Annotated in this window: 19 protein-coding genes and 2 tRNA genes; 7 read left to right on the top strand and 14 right to left on the bottom strand. The window is 65.1% G+C overall.

Going from position 1 to position 15,991, the window contains the following annotated elements:
• Window positions 1-44: 44 nt before the first annotated feature.
• From HAPAU_RS12705 to HAPAU_RS12720, 4 genes are all read right to left on the bottom strand, one after another.
• On the bottom strand, window positions 45-431 hold the full coding sequence (locus tag HAPAU_RS12705; protein ID WP_066383305.1) for a gamma-glutamylcyclotransferase family protein: 387 nt from the start codon (window positions 429-431) through the stop codon (window positions 45-47).
• A 125-nt stretch (window positions 432-556) separates the two neighbouring features.
• Window positions 557-632: transfer RNA gene (locus tag HAPAU_RS12710), tRNA-Arg, on the bottom strand.
• A 62-nt stretch (window positions 633-694) separates the two neighbouring features.
• Entirely contained in the window at window positions 695-1,831 is a 1,137-nt protein-coding gene (gene citZ, locus HAPAU_RS12715; protein WP_066383306.1) for a citrate synthase, read from the bottom strand.
• A gap of 41 nt (window positions 1,832-1,872) precedes the next feature.
• Complete coding sequence (locus tag HAPAU_RS12720; protein WP_066383309.1) at window positions 1,873-2,148, bottom strand: DUF7536 family protein; 276 nt, start codon at window positions 2,146-2,148, stop codon at window positions 1,873-1,875.
• Window positions 2,149-2,237: 89 nt separating this feature from the next.
• On the opposite strand from HAPAU_RS12720, the gene HAPAU_RS12725 reads away from it, so the two are divergent.
• The 3 genes from HAPAU_RS12725 (at window position 2,238) to HAPAU_RS12735 (ending at window position 5,603) form a co-directional block, all read left to right on the top strand.
• On the top strand, window positions 2,238-3,194 hold the full coding sequence (locus HAPAU_RS12725; RefSeq protein ID WP_066383310.1) for a succinylglutamate desuccinylase/aspartoacylase family protein: 957 nt from the start codon (window positions 2,238-2,240) through the stop codon (window positions 3,192-3,194).
• Window positions 3,194-4,291 carry a threonine synthase gene (locus tag HAPAU_RS12730; protein ID WP_066383312.1) on the top strand — a complete coding sequence of 366 codons (1,098 nt, stop codon included), beginning with the start codon at window positions 3,194-3,196 and terminating at the stop codon, window positions 4,289-4,291. The genes HAPAU_RS12725 and HAPAU_RS12730 overlap by 1 nt, the downstream gene beginning before the upstream one ends.
• A 76-nt stretch (window positions 4,292-4,367) precedes the next feature.
• Window positions 4,368-5,603, top strand: a complete 1,236-nt coding sequence (locus HAPAU_RS12735; protein ID WP_066383314.1) for an NRAMP family divalent metal transporter — start codon at window positions 4,368-4,370, stop codon at window positions 5,601-5,603.
• Here the strand turns inward: HAPAU_RS12735 and HAPAU_RS12740 are convergent.
• Genes HAPAU_RS12740 through HAPAU_RS12750 form a run of 3 tightly spaced genes read right to left on the bottom strand, consistent with a single transcriptional unit; the run spans window position 5,594 to window position 7,573 of the window.
• A complete protein-coding gene (locus tag HAPAU_RS12740) occupies window positions 5,594-5,773 on the bottom strand; it encodes a hypothetical protein (protein ID WP_066383319.1) in 180 nt (59 codons plus the stop codon). The two genes, HAPAU_RS12735 and HAPAU_RS12740, sit on opposite strands and share 10 nt — an antisense overlap.
• Window positions 5,774-5,804: 31 nt before the next feature.
• Window positions 5,805-6,662 carry an ABC transporter permease gene (locus tag HAPAU_RS12745; protein ID WP_066383322.1) on the bottom strand — a complete coding sequence of 286 codons (858 nt, stop codon included), beginning with the start codon at window positions 6,660-6,662 and terminating at the stop codon, window positions 5,805-5,807.
• The gene (locus tag HAPAU_RS12750) at window positions 6,659-7,573 is read right to left on the bottom strand and encodes an ABC transporter ATP-binding protein (RefSeq protein WP_066383353.1); all 915 of its coding nucleotides are present in this window, start codon (window positions 7,571-7,573) and stop codon (window positions 6,659-6,661) included. The genes HAPAU_RS12745 and HAPAU_RS12750 overlap by 4 nt, the downstream gene beginning before the upstream one ends.
• Window positions 7,574-7,808: 235 nt before the next feature.
• On the opposite strand from HAPAU_RS12750, the gene HAPAU_RS12755 reads away from it, so the two are divergent.
• Window positions 7,809-8,126, top strand: a complete 318-nt coding sequence (locus tag HAPAU_RS12755; RefSeq protein WP_066383324.1) for a hypothetical protein — start codon at window positions 7,809-7,811, stop codon at window positions 8,124-8,126.
• Between the two features lies 1 nt (window position 8,127).
• On the opposite strand, the gene HAPAU_RS12760 is transcribed toward HAPAU_RS12755, so the two are convergent.
• Window positions 8,128-9,396, bottom strand: coding sequence for a tRNA(Ile)(2)-agmatinylcytidine synthase (locus HAPAU_RS12760; protein ID WP_066383330.1), 1,269 nt, complete (start codon window positions 9,394-9,396; stop codon window positions 8,128-8,130).
• Window positions 9,397-9,535: 139 nt separating this feature from the next.
• On the opposite strand from HAPAU_RS12760, the gene HAPAU_RS12765 reads away from it, so the two are divergent.
• Window positions 9,536-10,504: a transcriptional regulator gene (locus HAPAU_RS12765; protein ID WP_066383331.1), complete on the top strand. Its 969-nt coding sequence runs from the start codon at window positions 9,536-9,538 to the stop codon at window positions 10,502-10,504.
• A 38-nt stretch (window positions 10,505-10,542) separates the two neighbouring features.
• Here HAPAU_RS12765 and HAPAU_RS12770 read toward each other — a convergent pair whose 3' ends face one another.
• The 6 genes from HAPAU_RS12770 to HAPAU_RS12795 form a co-directional block, all read right to left on the bottom strand.
• Window positions 10,543-10,797 carry a glutathione S-transferase N-terminal domain-containing protein gene (locus HAPAU_RS12770; protein WP_066383332.1) on the bottom strand — a complete coding sequence of 85 codons (255 nt, stop codon included), beginning with the start codon at window positions 10,795-10,797 and terminating at the stop codon, window positions 10,543-10,545.
• A gap of 70 nt (window positions 10,798-10,867) precedes the next feature.
• Entirely contained in the window at window positions 10,868-12,247 is a 1,380-nt protein-coding gene (locus HAPAU_RS12775; protein WP_066383334.1) for an NCS2 family permease, read from the bottom strand.
• An 84-nt stretch (window positions 12,248-12,331) separates the two neighbouring features.
• Entirely contained in the window at window positions 12,332-13,045 is a 714-nt protein-coding gene (locus tag HAPAU_RS12780) for a phosphoribosyltransferase family protein (protein ID WP_066383344.1), read from the bottom strand.
• Window positions 13,046-13,118: 73 nt separating this feature from the next.
• Window positions 13,119-13,637, bottom strand: a complete 519-nt coding sequence (gene pyrE / locus HAPAU_RS12785; RefSeq protein ID WP_066383347.1) for an orotate phosphoribosyltransferase — start codon at window positions 13,635-13,637, stop codon at window positions 13,119-13,121.
• A 150-nt stretch (window positions 13,638-13,787) separates the two neighbouring features.
• Window positions 13,788-13,862 (bottom strand) — tRNA-Arg (locus tag HAPAU_RS12790).
• A 99-nt stretch (window positions 13,863-13,961) separates the two neighbouring features.
• The gene (locus tag HAPAU_RS12795; RefSeq protein ID WP_084383721.1) at window positions 13,962-14,789 is read right to left on the bottom strand and encodes a ZIP family metal transporter; all 828 of its coding nucleotides are present in this window, start codon (window positions 14,787-14,789) and stop codon (window positions 13,962-13,964) included.
• A 194-nt stretch (window positions 14,790-14,983) separates the two neighbouring features.
• Here HAPAU_RS12795 and HAPAU_RS12800 point away from each other — a divergent pair, with 194 nt between their 5' ends.
• Complete coding sequence (locus tag HAPAU_RS12800) at window positions 14,984-15,526, top strand: AAA family ATPase (RefSeq protein WP_066383355.1); 543 nt, start codon at window positions 14,984-14,986, stop codon at window positions 15,524-15,526.
• Complete coding sequence (locus HAPAU_RS12805; protein ID WP_066383351.1) at window positions 15,523-15,936, top strand: RNA-binding domain-containing protein; 414 nt, start codon at window positions 15,523-15,525, stop codon at window positions 15,934-15,936. Before HAPAU_RS12800 ends, HAPAU_RS12805 begins: the two co-directional genes overlap by 4 nt.
• Window positions 15,937-15,991 lie beyond the last annotated feature (55 nt).

The raw sequence follows: 15,991 nt of genomic DNA on the forward strand, positions 1-15,991 counted from the left end.
CTGAGTCGATTTTCGGGTGGCGTCAGACGGGTGGCGCACGGGTGTCATTCCTTTCGGCCGATCTCGACGTCGTGGTCGTCGAGATACGAACGGACTCGGTCGTCGAACGGTCCCGTCCCGGGCCAGTGGGCGTCGGCGTCCAGAAGCGTGGGATCACCGACGTAACACTCGGCGCCGTCGCCGTCCGATACCGGAATCGAGACGCGAACGTAGAGTCCCGAGTCGAGCCCTTCGTAGGCGTCGAGACGGTCGATCTCGGCGGTTTCGAGGAGTCGTCCCTCGCAATCGCCGCCCGGCACGAGCGTCGGGTACCGGCCATCGACCCGATGGAGACCGCGGAGGATCGCCGGAGGGCCGATCTCGTAGCCGTCGAGGAGCGACGCAACGCGCTCGGAATCGGTGAGCGTCCCGTAGACGAACACGCGGGTCATATCCGTCGTTTATGCGCCGGATGCATTCGGATTACGGTCGGCGCAGCGATGGCCACAGCATGAGTCATGCGCGTGATAGCGCACGACGGGACTGTCACGAGAAGCGAGTGGCAGTCAGAAGTGAGCGGGCACGACGGGATTCGAACCACGCGGCGGCCGGATACGAGATCCGGTACTCTGTCCTGGCTGAGCTACGTGCCCGTAACTGAGTTGATGTGACAATTATATTAAATATTTCGGAATTTATCTCTTCGGGGGACCGCTCAGCGGTCGTCGAGCGGGACGAACTCCTGGTCCTCGTCACCGACGTAGCGCGCACGCGGGCGCATGATCCGGTTGCCCTCGTACTGTTCTGCGACGTGGGCCGTCCACCCGCCGACGCGCGAGAGCGCGAAGATCGGGGTGTACAGGTCGATCGGAATGCCCATTTGGTAGTAGGTGGTCGCGGAGTAGAAGTCGACGTTCGGGGCGATCTCCTTTTCCTCTTGCATGAACTCCTCGATGGCGACGCTGTAGTCGTACCACTTCATGTCGCCGGCTTCCTCGGCCAGCGACTCGGAGAACTCCCCGAGGATGTAGGCTCGCGGGTCCTTGACCTCGTAGACGCGGTGGCCGAACCCGGCGACCCGCCGTCCCGAATCGAGGGCGTCGCGAACCCACTTGACGGGGTCCTTATCGCTCTCGTCGACCTCGAGCAGCATCTCCATGACGTTCTGGTTCGCGCCGCCGTGCAGGCTACCTTTGAGCGTCCCGATCGCGCTGGTGACCGCGCTGTGGACGTCCGAGAGGGTGCTCGCGGTGACCATCGCCGAAAAGGTCGAGGCGTTCAGGCCGTGATCCGCGTGGAGGACGAGCGCCGCATCGAAGGTTTCGGCGGCGGTCTCGTCGGGTTCCTCGCCGTTGAGCATGTAGAGGAAGTTCTCCGCGTGGCTCAGGTCCTTGCGCGGGGAGATAGGATCGTCCCCGTTGCGAAACCGGGCGAATGCGGCGATGATCGTGGGAACCTTGGCCGTGATCCGGCGGCTCTTCTCGAGGGTCGCCTGCCGATCCTGTGGATCGGTTTCGCCCGCGGGATCCGTTGTGGAGAGCTGTGACACCGCCGTTCGCAGCGCGGCCATCGGTTCCGCGTCGGCGGCGGCGAGCGCTTCGACCGTGTCGAGGATCGCGTCGTCGATCGATCGCTCGGCGACCATTTCCTCGGAGAAACGATCGAGCTCCTCCCGGGTCGGTAGCTCACCCTCCCAAAGCAGATAGAGGACCTCCTCGTAGCTCGCCTCGCGGGCCAGGTCCTCGATGGCGTAGCCCCGATAGATGAGCGTCCCCTCGTCTCCGTCGATGTGGCTGAGCGAGGATTCGGCGACCAACACGCCTTCGAGCCCCTCTTTCAGATCGTCTGCCATACTCAGGATTGATGACCATCCCGGTTAAGGATTACCGTTTCTCAGTCAAGCCTGCGAGCCCGCCGGATCGCCGACCCGATCGTCAGACAGAGGGTGACGAACGCGGCGGCCGATACCGCGAGCGTCACCGCGAGCACACCGAAGAGCAGAGGGGAGCTCTCGACGCCGGGAGCCGGCGCGACGAGGACGATCCGGTAGCCGTACGCGAGGGTTGCGAGGGCGATCCCGACGACGAGGCCGATCGCGGCGTTACGTCGAACGTGGAGCGCGATCAGCAACGCCGCGAGCGAGGGGTCTTCGGGGGGACTGTCGCTCACGGTCGGCCTTGGAAGCGAACGACGAAATGCCCCCCGATCCGTCGTGGCAATCGAACGGCTAAAGAGCGTGGCCCCGCCGTCTAGGGGTAATGACGAGCCTCGGAACGGCGACGGCCGCCCCCGGCGAGATCGACACGGGGCGGCTCGTCGTCGGCGAGACGCGGGACGGCGGGGAGTTCGGGCTTCCGGTCGCGGTGATAAACGGCGAACAGGACGGGAAGACCCTCTACGTACAGGCCGCGAGCGACGGCGACGAACTCAACGGCATCGGCGTGATTCAACGGGCGGTCCCGCGGATGGATCCCACCGAACTCGCCGGTACTGTGGTGGTCGTCGGGATCGTCAACTACCACGGGTTCCAGATCGCGAAACACCGAAACCCGATCGACGACACGAAGATGAACCGTACCTACCCGGGCGATCCGGAGGGGACCTCCTCCGAGCGGATCGCCCACGCCACCTTCGGGGCCGCGAAGGAGGCCGACATGATCCTCGACCTCCATCAGGGCTCGACCAGCCGGATGTTGAACGAGGTCCGGGTCCGGTGTGGTACCCGCCACCGGCTTCACGAGGAGTGTCTCACGCTCGCGAAGGTGTTCGGCTGTGGGTACGTCCTCGACCAGAAGGGACCGAGCGGCCAACTCGCCCGCGTCGGCCCGGACGAGGGGATCCCGACCATCGACCCCGAACTCGGCGGCAGCGTCGGCTGGGACGACGAGAGCATCGAGTACGGCGTTCGCGGGATCTTCAACGTACTCCGGTACTACGGGTTTCTCGACGGCGAGGTCACCCCCGAAGAACAGACCCGTGCGACCGGGTTCGACCAGTACGGCTCGCCTTCAGGCGGGTTGGTCCGCTTCGAGAAGGAGTTGGGTGAGCGGGTTTCGCGGGGCGAGACGGTCTTCACCGTCAGGGACGTCTTCGGGACGGTCAAATCGGAGGTGAGCGCCAACGGCAACGGGATCTTCTGGCGCTCGCGCCGGCTTCCCCAGGTGGCGACCGGCGAATACGTCTGCTCGGTCGCGACCGGGATCGACTCGTACTGATGGTCTCGGATCTCGTCTGTCCGGCCTGCTCTCGGACCTACCCCGCGAGCCCCGACGAACCGTGGCGCTGTTCCTGCGGGAGTCCCCTCGAACTCGCCGAACGACCGCTTCCCAGTGGTTCGAGGCCGACATTTTCAGAACTCGACACTCGCCGCGGACTGTGGGCCTTTTCGGCATTCGTCCCGATCGAACGCCGGGTCACCCTTGGCGAAGGGTTCACGCCGCTGGTTTCGGCGTCCGAGTGGGACGCGCAGTTCAAACTCGAGTACGTCTTCCCGACGGGGAGTTTCAAGGACCGCGGGGCGACGACACTCCTCTCGCGGGCCGCAGAACTCGGTGTCGAGACGGTGATCGAGGACTCCTCGGGCAACGCGGGCGCGTCGGTCGCCACCTACGGCGCTCGTGCGGGGATCGACGCCGAGATCTACGTTCCCGCCTCGGTCAAAACCTCGAAAGTCGCCGCTATCGAACGGGCCGGCGGCGAGGTGAGGAAGATCGAAGGGAGCCGCGAGGCGGTGACGGCGGCGTGTATCGAGGCGGTCGAGGGGGGAGACGGGTGGTACGCGAGTCACGCCTGGAACCCCGCCTTCTTCGCCGGCACACAGACGGTCGCCTTCGAGATCGCCGCCCAGCGCGACTGGCGGACTCCCGACGCCGTCGTTCTCCCGCTCGGTCACGGCACCCTCTTTCTGGGTGCCTACCGAGGTTTTCAGGCGCTTTCGGAGGCGGGCTGGATCGATTCCGTGCCCAGACTGCTCGGCGCACAGGCCGCCGGCTACGCCCCGATCGCCAACGCGCTCCACGGCGTGGAAGGAAGCGAAAACCCCGTCGCCGACGGCATTCAGATCCGCGAGCCCGTCAGAGGGCAGGAGATCCGCGAGGCGATCGCCGAAACGGGCGGGGATGCGATCGCGATCGGGGAGACTCAAACGGAACGCGAACTCGACCGGCTCCACCGGGCGGGATTTTATACGGAGCCGACCTGTGCCGTTGCCCCGGCCGCCCTGCGGGAGTACCGCGACCGGGGCGTTCTCGACGAAAACGACGACGTGGTCGTGCCCCTGACGGGAAGCGGCCTGAAGGCGGAGTGGGGCTGAACCGAGCACCTATAGGGCCGGTGCAAGCTCAACCCTTATCCGAGTGATCGATCGTTAGACTCAAACAGAAGCTTAGATGAGCACGGCCAGCTATGTCGAGCGATCGGTGATGGGAACCAAGCAGTTCGTCAACCGCTACGGGCTCGGGCTGTTGTTCGCGGCGAACGTCTTCGGTGCGGGATCGGTGTTCATCCTCTCGCAGGCCGGCAGCGACTTCGGGTTCGCCCTGCTGTGGGTGCTGCCGCTGGCGCTTTTGTCAGGTCTGGTGATGCACGAGATGTCCGCGCGGCTGGCGGCGGCCGACCGGCCGCTGATGGTCTATATCAAGGATCGAATCGGCGGGACCGCCGCGAAGCCACTCGCGATCGGGATCGCCTTCATCATGCAGTTCTGGAGCGTCGCGAACTACGCGCTCGCGGGGGCAGCGTTCGTCTACCTGACGCCGCTGTCGAACCTCTACATCGGGACGGTCCTGATGGCCGCACTGGGGATCGCCCTCGTCGAACTGCGCCTGTACAACCGCATCGAGGGCGTGATTGCGGCGCTCGTGCTCGCGATCTTCGGTTCGTATCTCGTCATCGTCCTCGGGCTCGACCTTCCTGTGGGGGCCGTCGCGAGCGGGTTCGTCCCGTCGTTCGTCTCGGAGTTCGGCTACCTGACGATGATCATCGCGCTGCTGGGGACGACCGTCTACTACCCGAACTTCTTCATCCAGACCAGCATGTCGGGGACCAAAGACTGGGACGTGGTCTCGAAGTACCGCCGGGATCACACTTTCGGGATGCTCGCGGTCGTCGCACTGAGCGTCGCGGTGATGGCCGTCGCGGCGATGACGATCCCCGACGGACGGCTGACGCTGACCGCGCCGGGCGAACCGTTGGCGGCGGCGATCGGCCCGTGGGCGCTCGACGTGTTCGTCATCGCGGCGGGCGCAGCCTCGTTTACGAGCGCCACCGGCACGCTGTTCGGCGCGGGCTTCATGCTCCCGCAGGCGTTCGGCCACCGGCCGTTCTTCGGCGATCGGCCGTTCCGGCTGGTCGTCCACGCGCTGATCTGTCTCTCGGTCGTGCTCGCGCTGCCGCTTTTGGCCTTCACGGGCTTTCGACCGGTCACGCTCGCGATCACGATGCCCGCGGTCAACGGCGTGATCGGGCTGCCGATCACGTCGATAGCGCTCTACGCCGCCGTCAACCGGTACTTCGATCCCTCACGGATCGAACGGGCAGTCTTCCTCGCGGTCGTGGGCGTGCTGTTCGTCGGATCGGCGCTGACCGCACAGAGCCTGGCGGGAACGATCGCGGGTTACCTCTGAGCGTCAAGTTCGAGGGCGTAGGAGACGACCAATAGGCCCGCGAGCGCACCCAGTACACAGACGGAAAAAGCGACGAGCGGCGAGAACGCGGCGGTCGGGCCGAATCGCGGGGCGAGAATCGCCCCGGCGATCCCGACGATGAGTGCCGCGGGGAGGGCCGAGCGGTTCACAACGAGCGTCGGCGGGGGAGCGGGTTAATGCTTAGAGATCGACGCGGTCGAACCGAACCAGTCCGATCGCAAGCGGAACGAACGCCCACGCCGCAAGCAGCACGAAGCCGAACCACGGCTCGGCGACGATCGGGATTCCGCCCTCGACGAGGCCCTGTCCCTCGTAGGTGCTCGCGACGGCGAGACCGCCCTCGTCGAGGATCGCCCCGAGCGCGGAGCCGTAGGCCGGTCCCGGCGGCAGCGAGAGGAACGCGACGTACCAGCCGGGGATCGGCGGCTGGGGAAAGACCGACCCCGAGGTGAGGTACAGCAGCAACTGGGCGATGACGCTCCAAAGGATCCAGAACAGCGCGAGCAGCCCGAACGCGCCGACCGCCGCGCGCGTGGTCGACTTGGTCATCGAGGAGAGCCCGACGCCGATACAGACGTAAACGAAGCCCAGAGCGACCGTCAACAGGGTGAAGACGGCATACTCGAGAAGCGAGAACGAGCCGGTGAACGCGAAGATGGCGATCATCCCGGCGACGAAGCCGATCAGGATCGAGACCGCGACGACGGCAGTGCGTCCGAGGACTTTCCCGAGCACGACGTCCTGGCGGGTGTGGGGCAGCCCCAACAGGAACTTCAGGCTGCCGCTCTCTCGCTCGCCGGCGACCGCGCCGTAGCCGATCAGCAGGGCGATGATCGGGACCAGAAAGCTCGCGGGCGTCTGGAGGCCGATGATTAGATCGAGCGTATCGCCAGCCTCGTCGCCGAGCAGCCCCGAGACCTGCGTCCCGATGTAGGCACCGGCGACGGTAAACAGCACGAAGATGGCCGTCAGTACGATCAGCCCGCGCGAGCGCACGGCGTCCTGAAAGTCCTTCTTGGCGATGGCGATCGCACTCATGCGGTCGCCCCCGTCGTGTAGTCGATGAAGAGGTCCTCCAGCGAGGACTCCTCGGTCTCGAAGTCCTCGACGGTGGCACCTGCCTCCTCGAAGGCCCGGATGACCCGCGATTTCACGTCGTCCCGGCAGGTGACGGTCGCGACGGTCCCCTGCGTGGTGACGTTCGAAACACCCTCTAAGGCGGCGACGTGTTCGGTCGCACCCTCGGGCAGGTGATCGAGTTCGACCACCAACGTGGTCTCGTCGGCCGTCGCATCGCGGAGCCCGTCGACGGTGTCCTCGGCGACGAGTTCGCCGTCCCGGAGGATACCGACCCGATCACAGACCGCGTCGACCTGCTCGAGGATGTGGCTCGAAAAGAAGATCGTCGCGCCCCGGTCGCGCTCGGCACGGATGATCTCGCGCATCTGGCGGGCACCCGCGGGATCCAGTCCGGTCGAGGGCTCGTCGAGGATCAGGAGGTCCGGTTCGCCCGCGATCGCCGCGCCGAGCGCGAGCCGTTGGGTCATCCCCTTCGAGTAGCCCCCGACCTTCTTTCCGGCGGCGTCCGGCCCGAGGCCGACCCGTTCGAACAGCGCGTCGATGTCGACGTCGATCCCCTTCGATTCGGTGGCGAACTCGAGGTGTTTACGGCCGGTCAGGCGGTCGTAGAGACTGAAACCCTCGGGTAGGATCCCCGTCCGCTCGCGGATCGCGCGTCCCTCCTCTTGGGCGTCGTGGCCGAAGACGCGGACCTCGCCCGAAGTCGGCCGGACGAAGTCGAGAAGGAGGTTGATCGTCGTCGACTTCCCTGCGCCGTTGGGACCGAGAAAGCCGTAGATCTCGCCCTCCTTCACCGCGAGATCAAGCCCCGACAGCGCGGTCTCGTCACCGTATCGTTTCGTGACGTCCGTAAGTTGGATAGCAGTCACAGTTTTGATCAAGCCGACGTTATCGAACAAAATACATATATCTTGCCGATACTAACGGTTAGTTGATGATATTTATCTATTGGTGTTTTATCCGGCCTTCGGCGCCCGGTTCGTGTTAGTCATCTATGTTGTAGCAGAAGAAATATTCCCCATAGTTTTATCTTTTATTTGTAGTATGAAAAATTACGATACGTGTACTGAATCTCGAACCGGCTCTCCGAGCGGGGTGAGATAGATGGAGCAGTTGCTCTCGGCGCTCGTACTCTTACAGTCGGAGCTCCCCGCGGACTTCCCGATGGACATGGAGACGCTGATGATGATCTCGATGGTCATGACGGTCGTGTTCGCGGTCATCGGGATCGGCGTCGGCTACTGGATATATAAGGACGCCGCCAAACGCGGGAACAACGAACTGCTGTGGGCGGTCGCGACCGGCGGGATGACCTTCCTGTTCTTCCCGATCGGGATCGTCCTGCTGATCGCCTATTTCGTGATTCGGAGCGACGAGACTCCGACCGAACCCGAAGATGCGAGTGTAGCGGGCGACTGGTAGCCTATCGTTCGGGGTGGATCGGCCCGTCGAACCCGCCCCTCACGAGCGGTTTGGCGACGTGCCGGCGCGCCGTCGGCGGCACCTCGTACCACCCCACGTCGAGATCCCTGTCGATCTCGATGCGCTCCTTTCCCTCCGCGCTCGTCGAGCAGTCCCGACACCGATAGCCCTGCCTGCGTCCGGCGCTCTCCATCGAGCGCCCGCAGTCGGGACACCGCGGATTTCGGTACGCAGTTCGGTTCAGTTCCCGAACCGCGAACTTCTCCAGTTTCAGGGTTCCCGCCGAGACCTCCCCGCAGGCCGTGATCCGGTCGCCCACGCCCAGTGCCCGTACCCGGTCACGAAAGCGCTTCGTGGGTTCGAACGCCGCACACCGCAAACGCTCGTTTTCGTCCTCGATCTCGAAGAAGACGTGTCCGCCTCGGCGGGTTTCGGGCGGGTTCGAAACCATCCCCTCCAACCGGTAGGCCCGGCCGTCCCCCACTGATCCGATCTCGCCTTCGCGCAGGTGGGCGTCGGTGCCCTGGTTCGTGGTAAAGAGCGCACTGGTCGCGACCGGTTCGCCCTCGATGCGCTCTGCGACCCGCCGAACAGCCCGAGAGTCGTCCCCGCGGATTCCGTAGAGGACCGGTCCCGGTGTGTGAGGCACACAGACCATATCGCCGGTCGTCCGGTCGACCGTGTCCCATACCGTCGGGTACTCGGAATCGGCGGCTCGGAGGACCGAATCGGGGTCGGCCCTTCGAGGAGTGCCCCACCGCTCGCGCTCGCGATAGGCGATCAGTTCTGCGGTCCATTCCGAAAACGCCCGCCCCGCACCGACGGCCGCGAGCGCGCCGATCCGCCCGCGTCCGCCGGCCCATCCCCGATGGGTGTAACCCGACGTGTCGGCGAGTTCGAGCGCCTCGGCGAGCGTGAGCCGTTCACGAAGGGCTCGGCAAGCGAACTCGGCGATGGGATCCGGAACCGCCTCGGGATCGCCGGACGCGACGACGAGTCCGGGCTGGGTGTTCGGGTCGTCGGTTTCGCTCAGGCGCTCGATCGACTCGGAGGCGACTTCGAGGGCCGTTTCGGGCCCACAGTCGGTGTGGATCGCGAGGGCGGCGTTGCCCCGCGTCTTGTGCTCGATCGCGGGGTTGAGCCGAACCAACAGGAGTTCCTCGACGTTCGCGCCCGTCCCCACGAGCGCCTCGGCGACCACATTCGCGAGATACGTCGTACACATCCCGCGCGTGCGCGAGTCGGTATCGTCGAGTCCGACGACGGTCATCGTCCCGTCTACCCGCCGGGCCGGCTAACGGCTTTCGACTCGTAGTGATAAATACCGACGAGGAGGAGGGGGGAGAAACGGGAAACGGAGCGTTGCACTGTCACAACACATATATGGTTCGAATGACTTATATAGGAATATGTCACGGTCAGCACTGGTCGGAAACGTGACTGCGATGCTCACCGACGCGGGTTTTACGGTGAGCGACCGGTGTGCCATCCGTCCGAAGAGCTTCGACATCGCCGCCCGGCGCGGCGAGGACCTGATCCTCGTGAAGATCCTGGGCAATGTCGACGGGTTCGACGGTATGACCGGCGCGGAGATGCGCCGACTGGGGAGTTACCTGAACGCCACCCCGTTCGTCATCGGGTTACGGACCCGTGACGAGGACCTCAAACCCGGCGTGGTCTACTTCCGCCACGGAGTGCCGGTGTTCAGCCCCGACACGGCGATGGACCTGTTCGTCGAGAACGTGCCGCCGCTCATCTACGCCGCCCCCGGCGGGCTGTACGTCAGCATCGACAGCGACATCCTCGCGGACGAACGCGAGAAGCGCGGCTGGAGTCTGGGCCACCTCGCTACCGAACTCGGCGTCTCTCGACGGACGGTCTCGAAGTACGAGGACGGCATGAACGCCTCCATCGAGGTGGCGATGGCCTTGGAGGACCTCTTCGATGCGCCCCTGACCAGCCCGGTCGACGTCATGGACGGCGCAGAGACGGTCCGGGACGCAGAACCCACCCCCGAAGACCCCGCGGTCGAACCCGAAGACGAGGGGATTACCGCGGTTCTCACCCGGGCGGGATTCGACGTCCACCCGACGACGCGCGCGCCGTTCAAAGCCGTCGGCGAGGACACGAGCGAGGAGGAGAGCCTTCTGACCGGGAACTCCGCGTTTACGAAGACCGCAGAGAAACGCGCCCGGATTATGGGTTCGCTCGGGAAAGTCACCCTGACCCGCTCGGTCTACTTCGTCGATAAGGCCCCCCGCGAGGAAGTCGAGGGGACTGCCATCGTCGAGCGCGAGGAAGCGGAGGCGGCCCGCGACGGCGAGGAACTCAGGGAGTTGATCCGCGAGCGAACCACGCCGCCCGAAGAGCACGCCTGATCGACCGGTCGGTTTCGGACTGCTGGGTTAGGACTCGATTACGCCGCCGAGCCGTAGGTCTCTTCGAGGTACTCGACGATGTCGTCGCTCTCGGACATCCCCTCGACGCCGTGATTCGGGTCGACGATCATCGGTACCTCCGTCTGGCCGCTGATCTCCTCGACTTCGGTTCGTTCGGCGTGGCTCGACGGAACCATATGCGAGTCGTATTCGAGTCCGAGCTCGTCGAGTTTGCTTTTGACCTTGGTACAGAACGGACAGCCCTGCAGTTCGTAGAGTTCAATGGATGCCATCATCGGCGATAGGAACCGGAGCGAAAAGAACGCACGGGTGTTTCGTCGACAGCGCGCACGACCGACGGACTCAGAAGAACATTCCGCTGGTCTGGACGTAGAAGTACCCAACGAGCGCTGCGGCCAGTACCCACTGACCGGGTCGAACGTCCTCGAAATCGCCGACCGCGGCCTTGATCACCGGGTAGGCGATGATCCCCGCTGCGAGGCCGTTCGCGATGGAGTACGTAAGCGGCATCACGGTGATGGTGAGGCCGCCCGAGACGGCCCACGCAGGATCGTTCCAGTCGACGTCGAGGACCCCCTGAAGCATGATGATACCAACGACGACGAGCGCGATATACGAGGCATAGGCAGGTATTGCCGCTATCAGTGGGACCGCGACGAGCGAGGCGAGGAAGAGGCCGGCAACGACCAGCGCCGTCAGTCCCGTCCGGCCGCCCTCCTCGATCCCCGTCGAACTCTCGATGTAGGTCGTCACCGTCGAGGTGCCGAGCATCGCCCCGACAGTGGTTCCGATCGCGTCGGCCATCAGGGGTTTTTCGACCTCTGGGAGGTCACCCTCCTCGTCGAGGAAGCCGCCGAACTGCGAAACCCCGATGAGGGTTCCTGCGGTATCGAAGAAATCGACGAAGAAGAAGGTGAACACCACGAGGGTAAAGGTCAGGGGATCGATGTCCGCGAGACCGCCGAAGAAGGCGCCCGCGAGCGGCGTGATGTCGTACTGTGGGCTCACGAGCGTCTCGGGGGTGATGACGCCCCGCTCGAAGACGCCCGCAAACGTCAGCAACCAGCCCAAAACTGTGGTGCCGACGATCCCGATGACGATCGCCCCTTTGATCCCACGCGCCCAGAGGACGAAGGTAACGGCGAGTCCGAGGACGCCGAGGCCGGCGACGGGGCTGGCGGCAACGTCGCCCAGGGCGACCAGCGTCGCCTCGTCAGCGACGACCAACTGCATCTCCTGAAGCCCGATAAAGAGCAGGAAGATCCCGATCCCCGCCCCGACGGAGAACTTCACGGGTTCGGGGAACAACTCGATGACGTACTTTCGCGCGCCGACGGCGGTGATGGCGATGAATATCAGGCCCTCGACGAAGACGGCCGCGAGCGCGGTCTGCCACGGGATCCCGAGTCCGAGGACGACGGTGAAGGCGAAGAAGGCGTTGAGCCCCATCCCCGGCGCAAGCGCGAACGGCCGGCGGGCGTAGACGGCCATCACGAGCGTCGCGACGAACGCCGAGAGGATCGTCGCGATAGCGATCATCTGCTGGACGTCCTGCGTGGAGTAGCCCTCGATCGTGATCGCCTCGGCGAGAATGATCGGATTGACCAGAACGATGTACGACATCGCCAGAAACGTCGTTATTCCCGCGACGGTCTCGGTCCGAACGTCGCTTCCCTGCCCCCCGACATCGAAATACGCGCCGACGCGTTCACCGATCCCCATGATACACGAGTGAGCATAGCGTAAGAGGCTTATTTAAGTATTTTCGTCTGATCCCGAGGATAAGTATGCGTATAGATGGATACGTCAGTCGAGTCGGGAGAGCGCACCGACCGGAGCGTCGGTTCGGTCGCGGGCGCGTTCGATCCCCTCGTCGCCCGCGGCGATCAGCGCGAAGACGCCACCGACGTGGGCGTCGGCCCCAGCCGCGATGTCCAAGAGGAGTTCCTGGGTCTCGCCCGAGCGGATGAGGTCGTCAACCACGAGAACGGTATCGCCCGCCGACAGCGCCGACGCCGGCAGGTAGTAGGTGAGTTCGATCCCCGAATCGAGCCGATCGCGGGCCTCGATGAACTCCTCGATGGCCGTCTCCTTCGATTTCTTCGCGTAGGCACACCGGGCGTCGAAATAGCGTGCCATCGCCGAGGCGAGCGTGATTCCATCGGTTGCTGCCGTCAACACGACGTCGGGGCGCTCGAAGCCGAAAGATTCGGCGGCGACCGGTGCAAGCAAGTCGAGGAACGGCTGGTCGAAGACGATTCCCGAGTTGTCGACGTAGCCCTCGCCGTCGAGTTCGATCCGCTCCTCGAGCTCCGCGGTAAGGGTCTCGTGACCGACGCCGTCGATCACCTCGCGGGCGCGATCCGTCCCGGGAAGGACGTGGCCGTTGACGTACCGGTTGAGATCGCCAGCGGGCAGGCCCGTCAGATCGGCGAGTTCGTCGTACGTGCGCGTCTCCTTTAGCATTCCCAACACGGCGACCGCCTGCAACTGGAGGGCGGCCTTCTCGGCGCGGTTCATATCCCGAAGCGGATCTACACGAACTTGAACAACTCGAATCGGATTGGGAATCGAACACGCACGAGAGCGGATACTACCGATCGAGCAGTTCCGTGGCCGTCAGCAGCGCCTCGAGTTCGAGGTCGTGGTCGGCGAGCAGTTCCCGTGCGCCCTCCTCGCGATCGACGACGACCAGCACGCGCTCGACGCGGGCACCCGCCTCGCGGAGGGCTTCTGCGGCGTCGACCGCGCTCTGACCCGTCGTGGCGATGTCCTCTAAGACGAGGACCTCCTCGCCCTCCTCCAGCGTTCCTTCGATCAGGTTGGCGGTACCGTACTCCTTCTGTTGTTTGCGTGCGATGACGTAGGGCAGGCCGGTCTCGACGCTCGTGACCGCCACGAGGGGAACGGCCCCGAGGGCGACGCCCGCGAGTTTCGGCTCGTCGATCCGCTCGGCGAACGCCGCCGCGATCAGCGAGAGGCATCGGGGGTCGGTCTCGAAGCGGTACTTGTCGACGTAGTAATCGCTCGTTCCACCATGCGAGAGTTCGAACTCGCCGTACTGGACGGCGTCGGCCTCCCGGAGTGCCGCGATGAGGTCTGTATCGATCATGGTCGGGTTCTCGCGTGGCAGGGCAAAAGCGGCGTGGTTCGGCGGAGAACGGGCGCGATGGGATTCGAACCCCAGTCGCAGCAACGCTGCTCCCTGCTTCGAATCCCACGCGGTTCGTTTTTCTACTCACGTTCGTTCGTCGCAGAAAAGCGGGCACGATGGGATTCGAACCCACGGCCGTCGGATTAGAAGTCCGACGCTCTATCCGGACTGAGCTACGTGCCCTCTCGGGAGTCTCGCAGTCGGCGTCTACTCCTCGATTCGGTTTATACCCTTTGACTGGCCGTTTTCGGTCGGGTCAGCCGCACGATCCCACCGTGGATCTCAGCCGAGCGAGATGTCGAGATAGAGCATGACGATCGCACCGAGGATCGTCCCGAGGGTGGCGATGCGCTCGTTACCCTTCGTGTGCGTCTCGGGGACGATCTCGTCGGAGATGACGAACAGCATCGCGCCGGCGGCAAAACCCATCGCGTACGGCAACAGGGAGGAGACCGTCTGGACAGCGTACGCGCCGAGAACGGCCAGCGGTATCTCGACGGCTCCCGAGCGGATTCCCGCGAACACGGCGTAAAAGCGCTTGTCCAGTCCGGCGTTGATGGCGGCCACCGAGACGGCCAGTCCCTCGGGGACGTTCTGGATCCCGATGGCGAGCATCAGTGGGATAGCGGTGGCGAGGTCGCCGCTGCCGAACCCGACGCCGACGGCGAGCCCCTCGGGCATGTTGTGGAGCGTGATCGCGAGGACGAACAGCACCACGCCGGCGAGACGCTCGTCGTCTACCGGGAGTTCGTCGCCCGGGTTCGCGGCGTCCGGTCGCCGTCGCCCCGAAAGGAGGTAGTGGGCGTGGGGCACGAGCAGGTCGGAACGGTCGAGAGCGAGCGCGCCGAGCGCTACACCGAGGAGGACGGGGATCGGATTCCCATCGGAGTAGACCTCGATGCCGGGGAGGATGAGGCTCGTGAAACTCGCGGCGAGCATCACGCCGGCGGCGAACCCGAGCGCGCCGTCCATCGCCCGCTCGGACGGGTCGCGCCAGACGAATACCAGCGACGCGCCGAGGAGGTTGAGGGTCGCTATGAACAGCCCCCCGACGAGGCCGTGAACGACCGGGTTCCGCCCGAACAGTTCGACGAACGAATCGACTACCACCCCTCCCACCTCGTCCGTCCCGGGTCGTTAAACACCATCACGGTACGAACGGAACGGTTTCGGGGCCGTGACTATCGATCTATCGCCTCGATAGGCACGACCCTCGGACGACCGCCGGCGGCCGGTGACGAAGCCGTCGTTCTGAGAGCCGGGACCCGGTGGACTTATTCGCCGACCGCGTCTATCGCCGGCGAATGCGAGTCATCGGAACCGTCGGCCTGCCGGGCAGCGGGAAGGGCGAGGCCGCCGCCGTCGCCCGCGAGGAGGGGATTCCAGTCGTCACGATGGGCGACGTCATCCGCCGGGAGTGCCGCGATCGGGGGCTTGACCCCGCGGATCACCACGGCGAGGTCGCGAAGGCCATGCGCGAGGAAAACGGCCCACTGGCAATCGCCGAGCGTTCACTGCCGCTGATCGAAAAGCGCCTCGAGGGGAGCGAGGTCGTCCTCGTCGACGGGCTTCGCTCGGGCGCGGAGGCGAAGCGTTTCGAGGAGGTCTTCGGCGAGGCGTTCACCCTGATCGCGGTCGAGGCCCCCTTCGAACTCCGCGAGGAACGCCTCGACGTGCGCGGGCGGGACAACCCCGAGACTGAACCGCTAGAAACCCGCGACGAGCGCGAACTCGGCTTCGGGATGGGCGAGGCGATCGAGCGCGCGGACGTGACCATCGAGAACACCGGCTCGCTCGCGGCGTTTCGCGAACGGATCGACGAACTGCTCTCGGAGGCGCGACGATGATCTACCGGGTCGAGGCCACCGTTCGGGTGCCGGTCCGTGACACCGAAGTCACCGACAGGGTCAAAGACGCCGTGGGGAACCTGTTTCCGAACGTCGAACTCGAAACGAGGGACGGGGAGGTCATCGGGACGACCCACTCGCTGGATCACTTTTCGGAACTGTTGCACCGCCAAGAGATCCTCGACACCGCCCGCAACGAGTTCTTCGCCCGCCAATCGGGACAGTACTTCTCGTTTTCGCTGAAGAAACAGGCGGCCTTCCAAAGCGTCGTGAACTTCGCGGTCGGCGAGGAGAGCGAGTTGGGGGAGATCGACGTCGAAGTCCGCGTGGACGATCCCGGCGTCGAGGCCTACATCGACCACATCGCGCCGCCGACGGAGGACGGCCGGCCGGTAACGGACGACCGATAGATCGAGTTGTGACTGACTAGAACAGCCCGCCCATCCCGCCGCCCCCCCCTGTCCC

This window comes from Halalkalicoccus paucihalophilus, assembly GCF_001593955.1.
In the GTDB taxonomy this organism is placed as follows: domain Archaea; phylum Halobacteriota; class Halobacteria; order Halobacteriales; family Halalkalicoccaceae; genus Halalkalicoccus; species Halalkalicoccus paucihalophilus.